The following is a 16425-nucleotide window of genomic DNA, read 5'->3' on the forward strand; positions in this document are numbered from 1 at the left end:
AAGAACTGTGAGCGTCTTTGTGCGCCAGCGTGGAGGTTCGCATGCGTTCCGTCTTCCTGACCGTGCTCTCGTCGGCCCTCATCGCGGCCGGAGCGACGCCATCGGTCAGCGCCGCACCGGACCTCGACGTGTACTCCTACCTGGAGAATCCCAAGATCACCGGCGAGGGCCAGGAGCCGCACCACGCGGAGCTGCTGCCGTACGCGGACCGGGCGGCGGCGGTGCGCGGCGACGAGCGGACGCCGTTCACCCGGAGCCTGGACGGCGACTGGAAGATCAAGATGGCCGACCTGCCCGAGCGCGTGCCCGCCGGGTTCCACGCCGCGGGCTACGACGTCCGGGACTGGCGGACCGTGCGGGTGCCGCACACCTGGCAGACCGACGGGCTGGACCACCCGATCTTCCGCAACATCGCCGAGGAGATCGTGCCGGACACCCCGCCGAAGGTGCCCCGCGACGTGAACCCGACCGCCGCCTACGCCAAGGACTTCGACCTGCCAGCGGACTGGGCGGGCAAGCGGACGTTCCTGCGGTTCGAGGGCACCACGTCGAGCTACTTCGTCTGGGTCAACGGCCGCCGCGTCGGCTACGACCAGGGCGGGTACACCCCGGCGGAGTTCGACATCACCGACGCGCTCAAGCCCGGCCGCAACCGCCTCGCCGTCCAGGTGCACCGGTGGGCGGCGGGCGCCTACCTCGAAGACGTGGACCAGTGGCGCTTCGCCGGGATCTTCCGGTCGGTGTGGCTCTACGCGACGCCGACCACTGCCATCCGCGACGTCACCGTGCACACCGACCTCGACGCGAACTACCGCGACGCCCGGCTCGACGCGAAGGTCGAACTCGCGGGCAAGCTCGGCGGGCATGTCGTCGCCGCGAGCCTGCACGACGCCTCCGGACGCGAGGTCGCGAAGACCTCCGCGCGCGCTGACCAGGCCGAACTAACGCTGAGCATGCCCGTTGCCAACCCGGCGAAGTGGACCGACGAGACGCCGAACCTGTACACGCTCGTGCTGGAGTACGCCGGGCACATCACCAGCGAGACGGTCGGCTTCCGCGAGATCACCATCGCCGACAAGCAGCTCCTGGTGAACGGCAAGCGCGTGCTGTTCAAGGGCGTCAACCGGGCCGAGACCGATCCCGACCACGGCAGGCACCAACCCCGGGACAAGCAGCTCCGCGACGTGAAGCTGTTGAAGGACCTGCACGTCAACGCGGTGCGCACCTCGCACTACCCCTCCGATCCGCACTTCTACGACCTGGCCGACAAGCACGGGCTGTGGATCGACGACGAGGTGGACATCGAGACGCACTCGCGGGAGGACTGCCCGAGCAAGTGCCTCGCCGACAAACCGGAGTGGCAGGACGCCTTCCTGGAGCGCTTCGTCGCGATGGTCGAACGGGACAAGAACCGCCCGAGCGTCTTCATGTGGGACACCGGCAACGAGGCCGGGCTCGGTGCGGCGCACTTCAAGATGGCGGAGTGGGCCAAGCGCAACGCGCCCGGCAGGCCGCTGTACCACCAGTCCAACTCGCCGGACGGGGACGCGCCGTTCGCCGACGTGTGGGGGCCGCGCTACCCCGATCCGGCCAGGCACGCCGAGCAGGGGCGCAAGACCACCAAGCCGGTGATCATGGGGGAGTACGCGCACGCGCAGGGCAACAGCCTCGGCAACTTCCGCGAGTTCTGGGAGGCGATCCGGGCGAACCCGGCGTTGCAGGGCGGGTTCATCTGGGACTGGGCGGAGCAGAACCTGATGCTGCCGCTGCGGATCGCGCCGGACTCCTCGCCGAGCAGGATCATGGCGCACCTGAGCGGGATGCCGGAGCTGGTCGACGGCAGGCGCGGCAAGGCGTTGAGCATGTCCGGGCTGGACGACTTCGTCGAGGTCTACCGCGATCGCAGGCTGGACATCACCGGGCTGCTGACCCTGGACGCGTGGGTCAAGCCCGCCGCGTGGCGCGGCACCATGACCATGATCGCCAAGGGTGACCACCAGTACGCGCTGAAGCTCAAGAACGAGAAAACGCTGGAGTTCCACGTTCACGGCGGCGGCGCCTGGCACACCGTCTACGCCCCCGTACCCGCGGATTTCTACGGCAACTGGCATCGGGTGAGCGGCACCTACGACGGCTCGGTGCTGCGGCTGTTCCTCAACGGCAAGCAGGTCGGCGAGACGGCTTGGGCCGGTCGGATCGACAACACCGCGTTCCCGGTGAACATCGGCCGCAACCCGGAGCTGCACCAGGACTTCAACGGCCGCATGTCGCACGGGGTCCTCGACGACGTCCGGATCTACGACCGCGCGCTGAGCCCGGAGCAACTGGCCGCGGACCCGATCGACAAGGCGGTGCTCGCGCTGGACTTCGACCGGCTGGAGGAGCGGGGCCGCTACTCCTCCTACGGCGCGCACCAGTCCGGCGCGGACGGCTTGATCAACACTGATCGGACGCTCCAGCCGGAGACCGCGCAGCTGGCGTGGGTGCACCAACCGCTGCGCTTCGCCTTCGCCGACAACCAGGTGGCGATCACCAACGAGCAGCTGTTCGCGGCCGTGCACGGCAAGGAACTCCGCTGGCGGATCACCGAAGGCGCTCGCGTCGTGCGCGAAGGCGGGCAGGCCCTCCGGGTCGAGCCGGGTCAGACCGTGCGCGTCGGTGTGCCCGTGATCGCCAACCCGGCCGACGTCGAACGCAAGCTGACGGTCGAGGTGGTCGAGCCGGGCGGCCGGATCTTCGCCCATGACCAGTTCGCCGCGGGCGGGAAGGTCGTGCCCGGTGCTGCTCCTCCGCCAGCGGGAGGTCCGGCGAAGGTGACCCAGACCGGCGACTCCGTGGTGCTCAGCGGCGACCGGTTCCGCTACACCGTCGACAAGCACACTGGCACCTTGACCTCGATGAACGCCGAAGGCACCGAGTTGCTGAAGCAGGGACCGCGCCTGGACGCGTGGCGCGCGCCGATCGACAACGAGCGCGTCTGGGGCTACTCCGAGGAGAGGGACTGGCGCGCTGTCGGACTGGACCGGCTCGCCACGACCGTGGAGTCCGTGCAGGTCGACGGCGGCAAGGTGATCGTCCGCAGCACCGTCGCCGCGCCCGGGGTCACCGACGCCTCGTTCGCGCAGACCGTGCGCTACGAGGTGGACTCCGCGGGCACGATCCGGCTCGCCACCGACGTGGTGCCGCAGGGGCGGATGCGGAAGCTGCCCTACCTGCCACGGATCGGCACCGCGCTCGGAGTGCCCGACCACTTCGAACGTTTCTCCTGGTACGGGCGCCACAAGGAGAGCTACAGCGACCGCAAGGACGGCACGCCGATCGGGGTCTGGACGGGAACCGTCAAGGACGAACAGCGGGGCTACGACAAGCCGCAGGAGCACGGCAACCACACCGACACGCGCTGGGCGCTGCTGACCGACGGCCGCACCGGGGGCCTGCTGGTGACCGGGACCAACGACGTGGCCGTGAGCAGCTACGACGACACCGAGCGGGCGGAGTACCCGTTCCAGCGGCAGCGCAACGCGGGCTGGACCACGCTGCACGCCGGGCACGCCGCGAGCGGGGTCGGCGACACCCCGAACGCGCTGTTACCGCAGTACAGAGTGGTCGCCGACCGCGACTACCGGTACGAACTGGTGCTGCGGCCGCTGGCCCGCGACGAGGTCCGGACGGGCCTGCCGCGCCAATCCAGGTGACCCCGCCCACAGATATCCCCCATTCGGGTGGTATCTAGAGCGCTTGCCCGAGCCGATTTACGACAGAGGGGCTTAGCCACAGCCTTCGATCGGCGGAAGGTGCGCAGCCATGACCGTGCAGATGGATTCCGCGGCGGCACCGACCACCCCCGCAGTGTGGGACGAACTCGTCTCGGAGCTGCCCGTGGGGCTGGTGTTGCAGGACGAGCGGGGCGACGTGCTCGCGGCGAATCGGCTGGCTGGCTCCCTGCTCGGACTGAGCCGGGCGGAGTTGCTCTCCGGCAAGCGCCCGGACGGCTGGCGGACCTTCGACGACTCCGGCGCCCCGCTGCCCAAGCCCAGCGAACTCAGCGCACAGGTGCTGCGGACCGGCGCCCAGCTCTCGCTCGCCGTGCTGGTCGAGCACGCCGGGCTGCCGCACACCCGGCTGTGGGTGGAGTTCACCCCGGTCCGGCATCGCGGCCGCGGCTGCGTGCTGATCCAGCTCAACCCGGTGCACGACGACATGCCGCACAGCAGGGGACTGCTGGACTCGCTGACCGGGCTGCCCGGCCGCGCGCTGCTGCTCGACCGCCTCCAGCAGGCCCTGACCAGGGCGCGCACCCTCGGCACGCTGGCCACGCTGGTGCTGGTGGACGTGCACCACCTGGCCAAGGTCAACGCGGAGTACGGCTTCGACAAGGGCGACGAGCTGCTGGCGGTGCTCGGCGGCAGGCTCAGGGCGGGCGTGCGCGCCGACCACACCGTCGCCCGCTACGGCGGGGACGAGTTCGCGGTGGTCGCCGAGCACCCGAACGGCGACGGCGCGGCCATCGCCGACCGCATCCGCGAACTGGCGGAACGCCCGGTTCGCATGGGCAAGGGCCGCGCACTGCGACCGGAACTGCGCGTTTCCTGGGTGACCAGCGACGGCAAGGCACCGCTTCTCTCGGTTCTCGACTGCGTCGAAAAGCGCCTCCACCACTGACGCTTTTCTCCACTTCCGGGTCACGCCCTGGGAAAACACTCCGAATAAAGAACACGACGAAGCCGGGAAGCGATTTCGCTTCCCGGCTTCGTCTATTGGAATCGGAAGTGCTCAGGTGTTCCTCGATGCACCCACATGTTCAAGGAACACCCGGGAGGTGGGTCAGCCCTTCAGGCCACCCAGGCCACCGACCAGGCCACCGCCGTTGACCAGGCCGGTCACCATCGAGGTGTCGATGGTGTTCAGCGCCGGAGCGTCGAACGCGCGGCCCTGAGCGGCACCCGGGGTGGGCAGCTGCGCGGCGGGCAGCTTCGGCAGCTTGCCGAGCTGACCGGTGGGCAGCAGCTTGGTCAGGCTGCCCAGGTCACCCAGGCCGGGGGTGGCGCTACGCGCGGCACCGGCGGTGGGCAGCTTCGGCAGCGAGGAGAGGCTGGGCAGCTCGGCGGCCTTCAGCAGGCCCCCGCCCAGCGCCTCGTCGGTCACCGGCAGCGAGAAGGCAGCGCCCTGCTCGCCAGCGGAGACGGCGGTGGCGCGAGTGCCCTCGGCCAGAGCCTCACCGAACACCTCGATGGGCAGGTCGAAGATCGCGGCCTCGCCCGCGACCGGCAGCAGGGCGTTGACGCCCGACAAGCCGCCGCCCTCGGCACCGCTGGTCACACCGGTGCCACCGGCCACCGTGGTGACCGCGTTGCTGCCGGTGCCGTCGGTCACGGCCAGGCCGGACACGGCGTCGCCGACGACCTCACCGGCAACGGCGGCCGGAACCTGGGCGATGATGCCCGAGAACGAGCCGTTGTCGCCCGCGGTGACGTAGTCGCCACCGGAGACGGCCGCGGCGTCGCCGACGGCCAGCGCGTCGGAGGTGCCCCCGACCGAGCCGGCAACGCCGTCAGCCTGCACGATCGGCGCCAGCGGCGCGGTGATGATGTCGCCACCGAGGAAGCTGGTCACGCCGTTGGTGGCGGTGGAGCCACCGGCCGCCGAGGAGGTCACGTTGTCCGCGACGCCCGAGGTGTTGGCGATGAAGCCCACGCCGTCGCCGAACACCTGGCCGGTGCCCGCGATCGGGAGGGACGCGACGGTGCCGTTGAGGGTGCCGTGCACGCCGCTGGTCACGTTGTCGCCGCCGGCCACCGAGGAGGTGGTGTTGGTGGCGGTGCCGTCGTAGTTGCCGCCGACGCCGATGCCGTCACCGAACGCCTGGACCGGCAGGGCCACCGCGCCGTCGACGATGTCGCCAGCGATACCGCCGTTGTCACCAACGGTGGTGTTGTCGCCCGCGGTGCTCACCTCGGTGGTGTTGTCCGCGGTGCCCTCGACGTTGTTGGTCAGGCCGAGGCCGGTGCCGAACAGCTGCACCGGGCCGGAGACGCGGCCCGCGCCGATGACGCCGGTGATGACACCGTCGGTGCCGTCGGTGGTGACGTCGCCACCAGCGGTGGAGGCGGTGTCGTTGGTGGCGTCGGCCTCACCGACGACGATCCAGCCGAGCGAGTTGCCGAAGCCCTGGACGGGCAGCGCGACCGGGGTGTGCACCGCGTTGCCCGAGATGCCGCCGTCAACGCCGTTGGCCTTGACGTCGTCACCGGCGATGACCTTGTCGCAGTTCTCCGCGACGGCCTCGGTGTGCGCGATCCAGCCACCGGAGTTGCCGAACAGGCCGATCGGGCCCGCGACGGGCACGGACACGGCGTTGCCGCTGCCCAGCGCGTCGTCGTCGTCAGCGGAGACCTCGCCACCGGCGTGCGTGGTGGTGCTGTCGGTGCTGACCGCGTCGGAGTTGACGATCCAGCCGGGGGCGTTGCCGTCGAGGTCGATCGGCAGCGCGAGGGAGCCCTGCACGGCGTCGCCGGAGACCAGCGAGTCGTTGCCGCGGGTGCCGACGAAGCCACCGGCACCGTGGGTGCCCTGGTCAGCGACCTGAGCGTCGGTGTTGGCGATCCAGCCACCGGAGTTGCCGGCCACCGAGGCGGGCAGCGCGACCGGGACGCTGGGCAGCAGGCCGGAGAGCAGCGAGTCGTCGCCCAGGGTGTAGCTGTTGCCACCGGCACCGGTGGTGGTGTTCTGCTCGTGGTACGAGTCGGCGTTCACGACCCAGCCGGCCGCGTTGCCGATGAGCTGCGCGGACGGGGCCAGCGGCACGTCGACGACCGAGCCGGAGCCCATGCTCTCGGAGCCGTTGGTGTGCGTGGTGCCCGCGGCCTCCGAGAAGGACTCGGTCGCGCTGTCGGAGTCGGTGTTGGCGCCGAGCGCGCCACCCGAGTTGCCCGAGGCCACCGCGTCGGCGGCGATCGGCGCCTGGATGACGTTGCCGCCCAGCAGCGAGTCGAGACCGTTGGTGTCGCGGTCGCCGTTGGCCACGGCGGTCGCCGAGGTGGTGCCGTTGGTGTCGGAGGTCCCGACCAGGCCACCCAGCGCGTTGTTGTTCAGCTCGACCGGCAGGGCGATCGGGGCGTGCCCGATGTTGCCCGAGACGGTGCCGTCCTCGCCGGTGGTGGCGGCGTCGCCGCTCACGTCGGCCGAGATGTCGGACTGGTTGTTGGCCTCGGCAACGCCGGCGAGGACGCCGACCGCGTTGCCCGAGCCCTGGATCGGCAGCGCGAGGGCGGGCTTGACGACGTTGCCCGAGAGCGAGCCCTCTTCGCCACTGGTGGTGACGGAGCTGCCCGACTGCACGTCGGTGCTGGAGGTGTTCCAGGTGGTGGCCGAGCCGACCGCGGCGAGCGCGTTGCCGGTCAGCTGCACCGGAACGACGGCGTCGGCGTCGACGACGTTGCCCGCGAGGCCCTGGTGGGTCCCGTCGGTGACCATCACCTCGGTGTTGTTGTGGCTGTAGGACGACTCGTTCTCGACCTCGACGTTGTCACCGAGGGCGATCGCGTTGCCGGAGATGTCGACCGGGATGATCACATCGGCGTCGACCTTGTTCGACCGCAGCGGGTCGGTGCCGCCGTCGGCCTTCGAGGCCTTCTTGTTCGGCCCGTAGGACTTGCGGTCGGCCTTCTTGGCGTCCGCGTCGGCGCTCATGCCGGCGGTCGCGCCGCCCATGAGGCCGGACAGGTCCACCGTGATCGGCTTGACGACGTCGGGCAGATCGGTCTGGCCGAAGAGCGGGAGGCCGACCGCGTTGTTCTGCGCCTTGAAGTCGATCGTGAACTTGCCGCCGAGCGGGGTGGTGGGGGCGTCGGGGTTGACCTGCGCCTCACCGGCCTGCGCGATACCGGCACCCAGGATGAACATCCCACCGGTCAGCAGCGCAGCCTTCATGCCACGCTTCGCCCAGGAATGCATGTGGATCTCCTTCTGGTTGTCCCCTGAATTCGGGGGTTATGAGGCGGGTGGCTGGACGCTGTCGCGTCGGGGCAAACAGCCACCCATGTCTTGGGGGTGATGGGCGGATGCCCACCGGGCTGTTGGCGCGGCCACTGGCGAAGGAGAAGACGAGCGCACACGAGGGCGTCAGAAGACTGACCCGGCGGCGCAGGCGTTCAACCTGTCGCTGGCCGCGCGGGGAATTCAGTCAGGAGTGGTGCCGGGCTGCTTGGCAGTCGCGGCGGCCATGCGGTGGAGAGCAGCGGCGCTCAGCGCCTGTCCACGCACGACGAGGTTGTGGGCGGCCGAAAGGAAACCACCCACGTTGAAGCCACCGGTACCGGGTCCGTCGTGCGGGCACGAGCAGGAACCGCCGGGAATCTGCACGGGCGCGGAGGGCAGCGGGTAACGCGGCCCCTCGTCCTCGCCCGGCTGGGGGCGCTCGGTGTCGCCCGCCGCGGGACCGTGGTTGACCACGGCCGGGGGCAGGTCCACCGGGTGCCCGGCGTCGTTCTTCGCCGGTCCGCCGGTCTTGGGCGGAGCGGCCGGGTCGCCCTGGGGCGTCCCGGCGTCCTGGGCGGTGGCGGCGGAGCGGGCGGAGCCCGAACCGGTCAGCACCGACTCCAGCACGGCGGTGGGAACGTCGATCAGGTTGTGCTGCTTGGGCTTGAGCAGCCCGGCCAGTCCCTCGACGGCACCGTTGAGCGCGTTGTCGTCATCCTGCACGGCGAGGCTGCGAGCCTTGCTGGGCGCGGAGACGATCTGCTCGACCACGGTGGCGACGGTGGACTCGGTGGCGTCCGCGACCGGCTTGGCGGTGTCGGCGATCGAGTCGACGACGCCGTCCAGGGGCGCGGGGAGCAGCGGAGCGTCGGCAGCGGCGGCGGTGCCCGAGGCGACCAGCCAGCCGGTGGCAGCGGTACCGGCGACCAGGAGCGCACGGGTCAGCAGCCGACGCACTCGGCCACCCCCCGTGTTCGCGCTCTGGTTGCTGGTCACGTTCTGCCTCCGCCGGTTTAAGACTGTGTGTCGTTGTTGACGAGCTGAACTCTGTCAGGCCGACAACGCCGAAAGCGAGTAGCGCAGCGCTTTATGCCACCATCGGGTTAATAGGCACTTGTGGTCCACGTCACGCGATTTCTCGAACTCATCGCGCAACCCCATTTGGAATTCGCAGGTGATCAACATTGCTCGAAGCAGGTATTTCGAGGCGCCGAACAAAGGTTGTCTAGGTTAATTTCTCCAGACACATTTCTAGCTCCGTTTCAACACCCGCGTCGCGCCCGCCGCCACCGTGGTCGCCAGCACCCAGCCCAGGGCCACCAGACCACCGGAAACCCACTGGGACTGGCCGGTGAAGGCCCACATGTTGTCCTGGCCCAGGTTGACGATCGGCAGCAGCAGGTCGGCCGAGACCAGCCACGGGTTCCACTCGGGGTTCTGCCCGTCGTCCAGCTTCTTCATCGGGTGGTCGTCGAACCACAGGCCGCCGCCCAGCCAGAACAGCGCGATCCAGATCATCGCCAGCCAGGGCCGGTACCCGTAGCCGACCGTGCACTCCTGGATCAGCCCCCAGAGCTTGCCCGCCAGGCCCAGCTCCCAGTGCCGCCTGCGCTGCTTCTCCAGCAGCACCCGCACCGCGCGCTCCTCGTGCCCGGAGCGCCGGTAGAAGGTGGCGAACAGGTCGTAGGGGCCGGGCGCGAAGTCCGGGATGACCCGCCGCAGCCACTTCACCCTGGTCCGGACGCTGACCTCGGGCGTCGCGGTGATCGCCTCGAACCGGAAGTCCTCCAGCTCCACGCCGCCGGTGGACGCCCACAGGAACTCCCCGTCGGTCACCGAGACCGCCGTCGCCCTGGTCAGGACCACCTTCCCGGCGGGCGGCTCGGCGAAGCGCACCACGAGCTGCTGCGCGGACAGGCCGTAGGCGTTCAACGCGATGCGGGCCTCCTCGCTGCCCAGCACGGAGCCGGTGAAGCTGGCCATCTTGTGCACCTCGACCAGGCGCACGCGGACTCCGCCGCTGGCCACGAACCCGTGCGTGCACAACAGGTCCTTGCCGACCATGGCCACGCGCGCGTCCAGCGACGGCTTGAGCGAACCGTCCGGTCGCAGGCGGGGCTTGGTCAGGTGCGCGCCGGTGCAGTCCAGGGTCGAGCCGATGTTGGCGTTCTGCAGCCGGATCGAGCCCGTCGCGCGGATGTGCCGGAGGAACAGGGTGCCGCCGATGTCCAGCCGGTCGGCGAACAGCGAGTCGATGCCGGGGCCGTGCAGGTGGACCCCGGAGAGGCTGGCGCTGCCGCGCACCTTCGCGTCGACGAGCCGGACCTGCCCGTAGGCGCACATCGGGCCGTTGCGCTCGCCGGCCGCGGCCTCGTCCTCCCCGCCGACGCCACGGGCCTCCAGGTCGCCGCCGACCTCGATGCCATCGGCGATGAAGGCGAGCGGAACGCGCTGCACCGGTTTGATGCCCTGCTCGGCGAGCCCGGCGACCGACTCCTCCTCGCCGAGGCAGGAGCCGGAGAGCCTGAGGTAGCCGCCGAGCGTGGCGTTCGGCAGGCGGACGGAGCCGGACGCGGTGAAGCCGCTGTCCATCTCCACGTTGCCGTCGACCTGGATGCGGTCCGCGACAAGGGAAGCCGTCGTATCGGCCATGCCGCGCGGCATCACCAGGACCTGGTGGTCGAGTGCCTGCGGGATGCGCAGCCGGGCGCCGGAGAACACCGCGTCGCCGCCGACCCGCGCTCCCGCGAGCACGACACGGCCCTCGGTGGTGAACCGCCCACCGTCGCTGTCGCAGAACAGGTTCCCGGCGACGACGACACCGGAAGCCTCCAGGGCGTCGCCGTCCGGATGGGCCAGGTAGGCACCACCGAGGTGGATGCTGCCGCCGATGTTGGCCCCGCGTAAGCGCACCTCGCCGGTCGCGCGCATCGCGGTGGCCTGCAACGAACCGGAGATGTTCAGCCGGGCGCCGAGCAGCGCGTGCCCCTGCGGGCCGCGCAGCACCGCGCCCGCCAGCCGCAGGGTGCCCTGCACCGTGCCGTCGGTGAGGTCGAGGCAGCCGTCGCAGGTGAACCCGGCCTCCAGCACCAGATCGCTGTCCACCCGGAGGTTCTTGCCCTTGAGCCCCGGCATCCGCGAACCCGGCAGCCGCAGCCCGGCCAGCTGCGCCATCCGCACGTCGAGCTGGTTGGTGAACACGCAGTCGGCCAGCTCGACCAGGTAGGCGACCTTGACCGACTCCAGGTTCAGCGAGCCGGTGACCCGGGCGCCGGAGAGCCGCAGCGCGGGCACACCGGTGACCTTGACGCGGTAGAGATCGGTCAGCAGCGCGATCAGCACCGCGGCCCTGACCTGGCGATCGGTCTTGCCCGGCAAGGGAAGCGCGAGCCGGTCCCCGGTCCCGAAAGCCCTGCACACCTCGCGTTCGGCCTCGGTGAGATCCGAGGGTTTGACGTACTCGCCCACGCGTTCCTCCGCCCCCTGCTGGTCAGTCCCGATCTCACCCGTTCGACGACCTTGTGTGAAGGGTGGGTTCCAACCCGTGATGAGCGGACGCGGCGGCGTGATTGGCACTACCGTCTTGGTACGTGAGCGCACCCAGGCAGATTGAACCGACTCCGATCCGTCGGGACGCCGACGAACCCATCCCCTACGGACTTCGGGTGAGTGCCGCCCTGGCGTGGCGGCTGCTGGTGATCGCGGGCGCGCTCGTCGTGCTCGGCTACGTCGCCGCGTACTTCGCCACCGTGGTCATCCCCATCGCCATCGCACTGCTGCTGTCGGCACTGATGGGGCCCGCGGTGACCGCGCTGGTCCGCTGGCGGGTGCCGCGCTGGGCCGCGACGACCGTGGTGCTGGTCGGCGGGCTCGCACTGGTCATCGGCGTGCTCACCTCGGTGGTGACCGCGTTCATCGAGGGCGTGCCCGATCTGCAGAAGCAGGTGACGCAGAGCCTCGAAACGATCAGGGACTGGCTGATCAACGGGCCGCTGCACCTGAAGCAGGAGGACATCACCGGCTACATCAACCAGGCGATCGAGGCGTTGAAGGCGAACACCTCGGTGATCACCTCGGGCGCGCTGTCCACCGCGGCGACGGTCGGGGAGATCCTCACCGGCTTCCTGCTGGTGCTGTTCACGCTGATCTTCTTCCTGCACGACGGGCAGGGCATCTGGCGCGGCATGCTCCGCGCCGTGCCGAGCCGCATCCGGGACCGCGTGGACGTCGCGGGCTCCAGGGGCTTCGACTCGCTGTCCAGCTACGTCAAGGCCACCGTGCTGGTCGCGGTCGTCGACGCGGTGGGCATCGGCATCGGCCTGATCGCGGTCGGTGTCCCGCTCGCGATCCCACTGGCCGCACTGGTCTTCCTCGGCGCGTTCATCCCGATCGTCGGTGGCCTGCTCGCGGGCACGGTCGCGGTCCTGGTCGCCTTGGTGGCCAACGGTTTCGTGTCCGCGCTGATCGTGCTCGTGATCGTCATCGCGGTGATGCAGCTGGAGAGCCACGTGCTCCAGCCGCTGCTGCTGGGCAAGGCCGTGCAGCTGCACCCGCTCGCCGTCGTGGTCGCGATCGTCGGTGGCCTGGCGCTCGCCGGGCTGGTCGGCGCGCTGCTGTCGGTCCCGGTGCTCGCCGTGATCAGCGCCGCGATCCGTTCGCTGTCCGGTTCACGCGAGGCACCCCCGGCCCCCGTCGAGGCGGAGGCCGAGCCGGACTAGGCGAGGGTGACGAGGTTGCGGCCGGCGTTCTTGGCACTGAGCAGTGCCGAGTCGGCCGCGACCATCAACGCGTCGATCTCGTAGCCGAAGCGGGACGACGTGGCGACGCCGATGCTGATGGTCAAGCCGGTCAGCAGGCGCGGGCGCCCGTCCGCGGCCGTGGTCGGCACGGCGAGACCGGACACCGCGAGCCGGATTCGTTCCGCCTGCCGTTCCGCGGCGACGGGGTCGGTGTTCGGCAGCAGGATCACGAACTCCTCGCCGCCGAAACGGCCGACCAGGTCCCTGCGCTGCACCTCGTTCTGCAACAGCTCGGCGACCGCGGCGAGCGCCGAGTCCCCCGCGAGGTGGCCGACCTCGTCGTTGACCCGCTTGAAGTGGTCGAGGTCCAGCAGCAGCACCGCGGCCGTGGTCCGGCGCACCCGCGTGCGGACCAACTCGGCGCGCGCCAACCGGTTCCAGTGCGTCGCGTTGGTGAGACCGGTCTTCGGATCGCGCTGCGCGGAACGACGCCACTGCGCGAGCTGCGTCGCCCGGCCCAGCAGCACGAACGGCGGCACGAGCAGGATCACCGCCAGCGGATCGGCCAGCAGCACCATCGCGCTCAGCACGCCCGTGCACACGGCGACGATGCCGACGCCGACGTCCAAGGGCTCGCCGAAGACCTCGTTCGGCCTGGCTTCCGGTTTGCGGAGCCAGAACCCGATGCCCACCAATAACGCCCGCGCGCTGAGCAACGTCCCGCCGACCATCAGCGAACCGAAGAGATTGTTCTCGTAGTGGTTCGGGCACGTGCCTGCCACCAGACAGGCGACGAAGGTGGCGACCGTCGTCGCCGCGGTGGTGAACAGCCAGCGGTGCGGCCCAGGGCGCTGCTCGAGCACCCCTTGCAGCACCGGGCCGATCATCAGCAGCACGACGAGGTTCGTCGGCAGGGTCAGCGCGCCCGCCAGCAGGTAGGCGACGTGCACCGCCCACAGGTTCTGCGGCGACTCCGCGCGGAACGGGTCGCACGCCGAGGTCAGCACGACCACCAGCACGGACACCCCGGCCAGCACGCCGAAGTCGCGGATCTCGTCCTCGGTCGGCGGCGGCCCGCCGAGCGAGCTGGTCAGGAAGACGCCGACGGCTGCGGCGTAGATCAGGCACCAGTAGAGCAATGCCGGCTTTCGCAAGCTCAGCAACGGCCAGTCGCGCACGCGGCCCTCCCCCAAGGCACATGCAGCAGAACGCGTCCAGGGTGGCACAACGAGGGATGGCGCACGCCGAACTTCACCCAGAGATGAGATTCGCCGCGGCGACCCGGCAGGATGGCCGGTGCCGCTTCCGGAAGGGGGAACGCCGTGTCGACGTCAACGGCCGAGGACACCCTGGCTTCGACGATGGCCCCGTTGTGGCGCGGCGCGGTGCTGTTCCGGGTCGGCACCTTTGTCTTCGCCACCATGGGGTTGCTCCTTCACCAAAGCGAGTACCAGCGGCAATGGCTGGGCTGGCTGGTCCTCGGGGTGATGGCGGGCTGGACCGTCTTCACCGCGTACGCCTACAGCAGGGAGTCCGGCCGCCGGGCCCCGATCGTCGTCGTCGACGTCCTGCTCACCCTCGTTCTCATCGGCTTGTCGGCGCTCGTTCTGGATAGGGGATATCTGGAGACGCCGCGCCCGACGATCACCACGGTGTGGGGCGCGAGCTGCATCGTGGTGGCCGCGATCCACGGCGGCCAGGTGGGCGGGCTCCTCGCGGGCGGGACGAACGCGCTGGTCAGCTTCCTCGTCAGGGGCTACTTCACCATCGACATCGTCCGGGACACGGTGATGTTGATCGCGGTCGGCTTCGTGATCGGGATGGCGTCGACGACCGCGCGGCGCTCGGCCATGCAGCTGGACCAGGCGCTGCGGGCGCAGGCCGCGACCGCGGAGCGGGAACGGCTCGCGCGGTCGATCCACGACGGGGTGCTCCAGGTCCTGTCGCGGGTGCGCAGGCGCGGGTCGGAGGTCGGCGGGGAGGCCGCGGAGCTGGCGAAGCTGGCCGGGGAACAGGAGGTCGCGCTCAGGTCGCTGATCTCGGCGGCGCCGCCGGACTCCAGCGTCGACGGCGAGGTCGACCTCGGCCCGCAGCTGCAAGTGCTTGCCACGCCACAGGTTCAGGTGTCGGTGCCGGCCACTCCGGTGCGGCTGCCCACCAGCACCGCGACGGAGCTGGTCGCGATCGCGCGGGAGGCGCTGGCCAACGCGGACAAGCACGCCGGGCCGGACGCGCGGGCCTGGGTGCTGCTGGAGGACCTCGGGGACGACGTGGTGCTCAGCGTCCGGGACAACGGCCCCGGCATCCCGGAAGGGCGGCTCGCCGAGGCGGAGGCGGAGGGCCGGATGGGCGTGTCCCGGTCGATCCGGGGACGGGTCGCCGACCTCGGTGGCAGCCTGGCACTGCTGACCGCTCCTGGGGACGGGGTCGAGTGGGAGATCAAGGTGCGGCGAGGGGGAACGGAATGACCGAGACAACAGCGACCGTGTCGGTGATGGTCGTCGACGACCACCCGATCTGGCGCAACGGCGTCGCGAGGGACCTGGCCGAGCGCGGGTTCGAGGTGCTGGCCACGGCCAGCGACGGCGAGGCCGCGGTGCGGATCGCCCGCACGGTGCGGCCCGCGGTCGTGCTGATGGACCTGAACATGGGGGCGAGCACCGGGGTCGAGGCCACCGGGCGGATCACCACCGAGCTGCCGGGGACCAGGGTGCTGGTGCTCTCGGCCAGCGGCGAGCACAGCGACGTGCTGGAGGCGGTCAAGGCGGGCGCGTCCGGCTACCTGCTCAAGTCCGCGTCGGTGGAGGAGCTGGTCGACGCCGTGCGGCGGACCGCGGCCGGGGACGCCGTGTTCACCGCGGGCCTGGCCGGGCTGGTGCTGGGGGAGTACCGGCGGATGGCCGCGACCGGCCCGGATGCCGACCCGGGCACGCCGCGGCTGAGCGAGCGGGAGACCGAGGTGCTGCGCCTGGTGGCCAAGGGGCTGACCGCGCGGCAGATCGCCGACCGGCTGGTGATCTCGCACCGCACCGTCGAGAACCACGTGCAGTCGACGCTGCGCAAGCTCCAGCTGCACAACCGGGTGGAGCTGGCCCGCTACGCCATCGAGCACGGACTGGACGGGGACCCGGATGAGTGACCGCGACCTCCGCGTCTCCGACGCCGAGCGGGAGCACGTGCTCGGCCTGCTGCAACGCGCGGTCGGCCAGGGCAGGCTGTCGCTGTCGGACTTCTCGGAGCGCTCCACCCGCGCGGCGTCCGCCGTGGTCCGCGCGGAGCTGAACTCGGTGCTGATGGACATCCCGGGGATGGTGCTGGACACCGCGGCCGCCAAGGGCTCGTTGGAGCTGCGGCACACCGGCTCCACGATGCAGCGGACCGGGCGGTGGGTGGTGCCGAGAACGGTGGTGCTGCGCGGAAACCTGGGCACGAGCCGGCTGGACTTCACCGAGGCGGTGATCGCGGAGCCGCTGGTCACCGTGGAGATGGACAGCACCGCGGGCTCGACGACCCTGGTGCTGCCGCGCGGTGCGACGGTGAACACCGACGAGCTCGTCCCGGTGATGTCCACGGTGACCGACAAGGTGGGGCCCGGTGATCACCGCGGCGTCCCGCACTTCGTGCTCACCGGAACGCTGCGGATGGGCTCGCTGAACATCCTGCCGCCGCCGAAGAAGAAGCGCGGTCTGCGGAGGTTCTTCAGCTAGGC

General features: G+C 70.6%; 10 protein-coding genes. 6 read left to right on the forward strand and 4 right to left on the reverse strand.

Going from position 1 to position 16425, the window contains the following annotated elements; translation table 11 throughout:
- The first annotated feature begins 41 nt into the window (after positions 1 to 41).
- Positions 42 to 3695, forward strand: coding sequence for a glycoside hydrolase family 2 TIM barrel-domain containing protein (locus NLX83_RS09305; RefSeq protein WP_254234424.1), 3654 nt, complete (start codon positions 42 to 44; stop codon positions 3693 to 3695).
- A gap of 109 nt (positions 3696 to 3804) precedes the next feature.
- Entirely contained in the window at positions 3805 to 4662 is an 858-nt protein-coding gene (locus NLX83_RS09310) for a sensor domain-containing diguanylate cyclase (RefSeq protein ID WP_254234425.1), read from the forward strand.
- Positions 4663 to 4824: 162 nt separating this feature from the next.
- Here NLX83_RS09310 and NLX83_RS09315 read toward each other — a convergent pair whose 3' ends face one another.
- The 3 genes from NLX83_RS09315 to NLX83_RS09325 all read right to left on the reverse strand — a co-directional run bounded on the left by NLX83_RS09315 (position 4825) and on the right by NLX83_RS09325 (position 11445).
- Entirely contained in the window at positions 4825 to 7953 is a 3129-nt protein-coding gene (locus tag NLX83_RS09315) for a beta strand repeat-containing protein (protein ID WP_254234426.1), read from the reverse strand.
- A gap of 225 nt (positions 7954 to 8178) precedes the next feature.
- On the reverse strand, positions 8179 to 8973 hold the full coding sequence (locus NLX83_RS09320) for a hypothetical protein (protein WP_254234427.1): 795 nt from the start codon (positions 8971 to 8973) through the stop codon (positions 8179 to 8181).
- 255 nt (positions 8974 to 9228) lie between these two features.
- Positions 9229 to 11445, reverse strand: coding sequence for a hypothetical protein (locus NLX83_RS09325; RefSeq protein WP_254234428.1), 2217 nt, complete (start codon positions 11443 to 11445; stop codon positions 9229 to 9231).
- Between the two features lie 122 nt (positions 11446 to 11567).
- Here NLX83_RS09325 and NLX83_RS09330 point away from each other — a divergent pair, with 122 nt between their 5' ends.
- Positions 11568 to 12695: an AI-2E family transporter gene (locus NLX83_RS09330; RefSeq protein WP_374118706.1), complete on the forward strand. Its 1128-nt coding sequence runs from the start codon at positions 11568 to 11570 to the stop codon at positions 12693 to 12695.
- Here the strand turns inward: NLX83_RS09330 and NLX83_RS09335 are convergent.
- Positions 12692 to 13894 carry a GGDEF domain-containing protein gene (locus tag NLX83_RS09335; RefSeq protein ID WP_254234429.1) on the reverse strand — a complete coding sequence of 401 codons (1203 nt, stop codon included), beginning with the start codon at positions 13892 to 13894 and terminating at the stop codon, positions 12692 to 12694. The genes NLX83_RS09330 and NLX83_RS09335 overlap by 4 nt on opposite strands.
- Before the next feature lie 183 nt (positions 13895 to 14077).
- On the opposite strand from NLX83_RS09335, the gene macS reads away from it, so the two are divergent.
- From macS to NLX83_RS09350, 3 genes are read left to right on the forward strand one after another with little or no spacing between them, the layout of a single operon-like run.
- A complete protein-coding gene (gene macS, locus NLX83_RS09340) occupies positions 14078 to 15184 on the forward strand; it encodes a MacS family sensor histidine kinase (protein ID WP_254236152.1) in 1107 nt (368 codons plus the stop codon).
- The gene (locus NLX83_RS09345) at positions 15181 to 15855 is read left to right on the forward strand and encodes a response regulator (RefSeq protein ID WP_254234430.1); all 675 of its coding nucleotides are present in this window, start codon (positions 15181 to 15183) and stop codon (positions 15853 to 15855) included. The genes macS and NLX83_RS09345 overlap by 4 nt, the downstream gene beginning before the upstream one ends.
- Complete coding sequence (locus NLX83_RS09350) at positions 15848 to 16423, forward strand: DUF1707 SHOCT-like domain-containing protein (RefSeq protein ID WP_254234431.1); 576 nt, start codon at positions 15848 to 15850, stop codon at positions 16421 to 16423. The genes NLX83_RS09345 and NLX83_RS09350 overlap by 8 nt, the downstream gene beginning before the upstream one ends.
- Positions 16424 to 16425: the final 2 nt, after the last annotated feature.

The organism is Allokutzneria sp. A3M-2-11 16 (assembly GCF_024213555.1).
Classification (GTDB): Bacteria; Actinomycetota; Actinomycetes; order Mycobacteriales; family Pseudonocardiaceae; genus Allokutzneria.

Excerpts from the sequence above, each read along its gene's own strand:
- NLX83_RS09305 (WP_254234424.1), top strand. The coding sequence starts at position 42 with ATGCGTTCCGTCTTCCTGACCGTGCTCTCGTCGGCCCTCATCGCGGCC.
- NLX83_RS09310 (WP_254234425.1), top strand. The coding sequence starts at position 3,805 with ATGACCGTGCAGATGGATTCCGCGGCGGCACCGACCACCCCCGCAGTG.
- NLX83_RS09315 (WP_254234426.1), bottom strand. The coding sequence starts at position 7,953 with ATGCATTCCTGGGCGAAGCGTGGCATGAAGGCTGCGCTGCTGACCGGT.
- macS (WP_254236152.1), top strand. The coding sequence starts at position 14,078 with ATGGCCCCGTTGTGGCGCGGCGCGGTGCTGTTCCGGGTCGGCACCTTT.
- NLX83_RS09345 (WP_254234430.1), top strand. The coding sequence starts at position 15,181 with ATGACCGAGACAACAGCGACCGTGTCGGTGATGGTCGTCGACGACCAC.
- NLX83_RS09350 (WP_254234431.1), top strand. The coding sequence starts at position 15,848 with ATGAGTGACCGCGACCTCCGCGTCTCCGACGCCGAGCGGGAGCACGTG.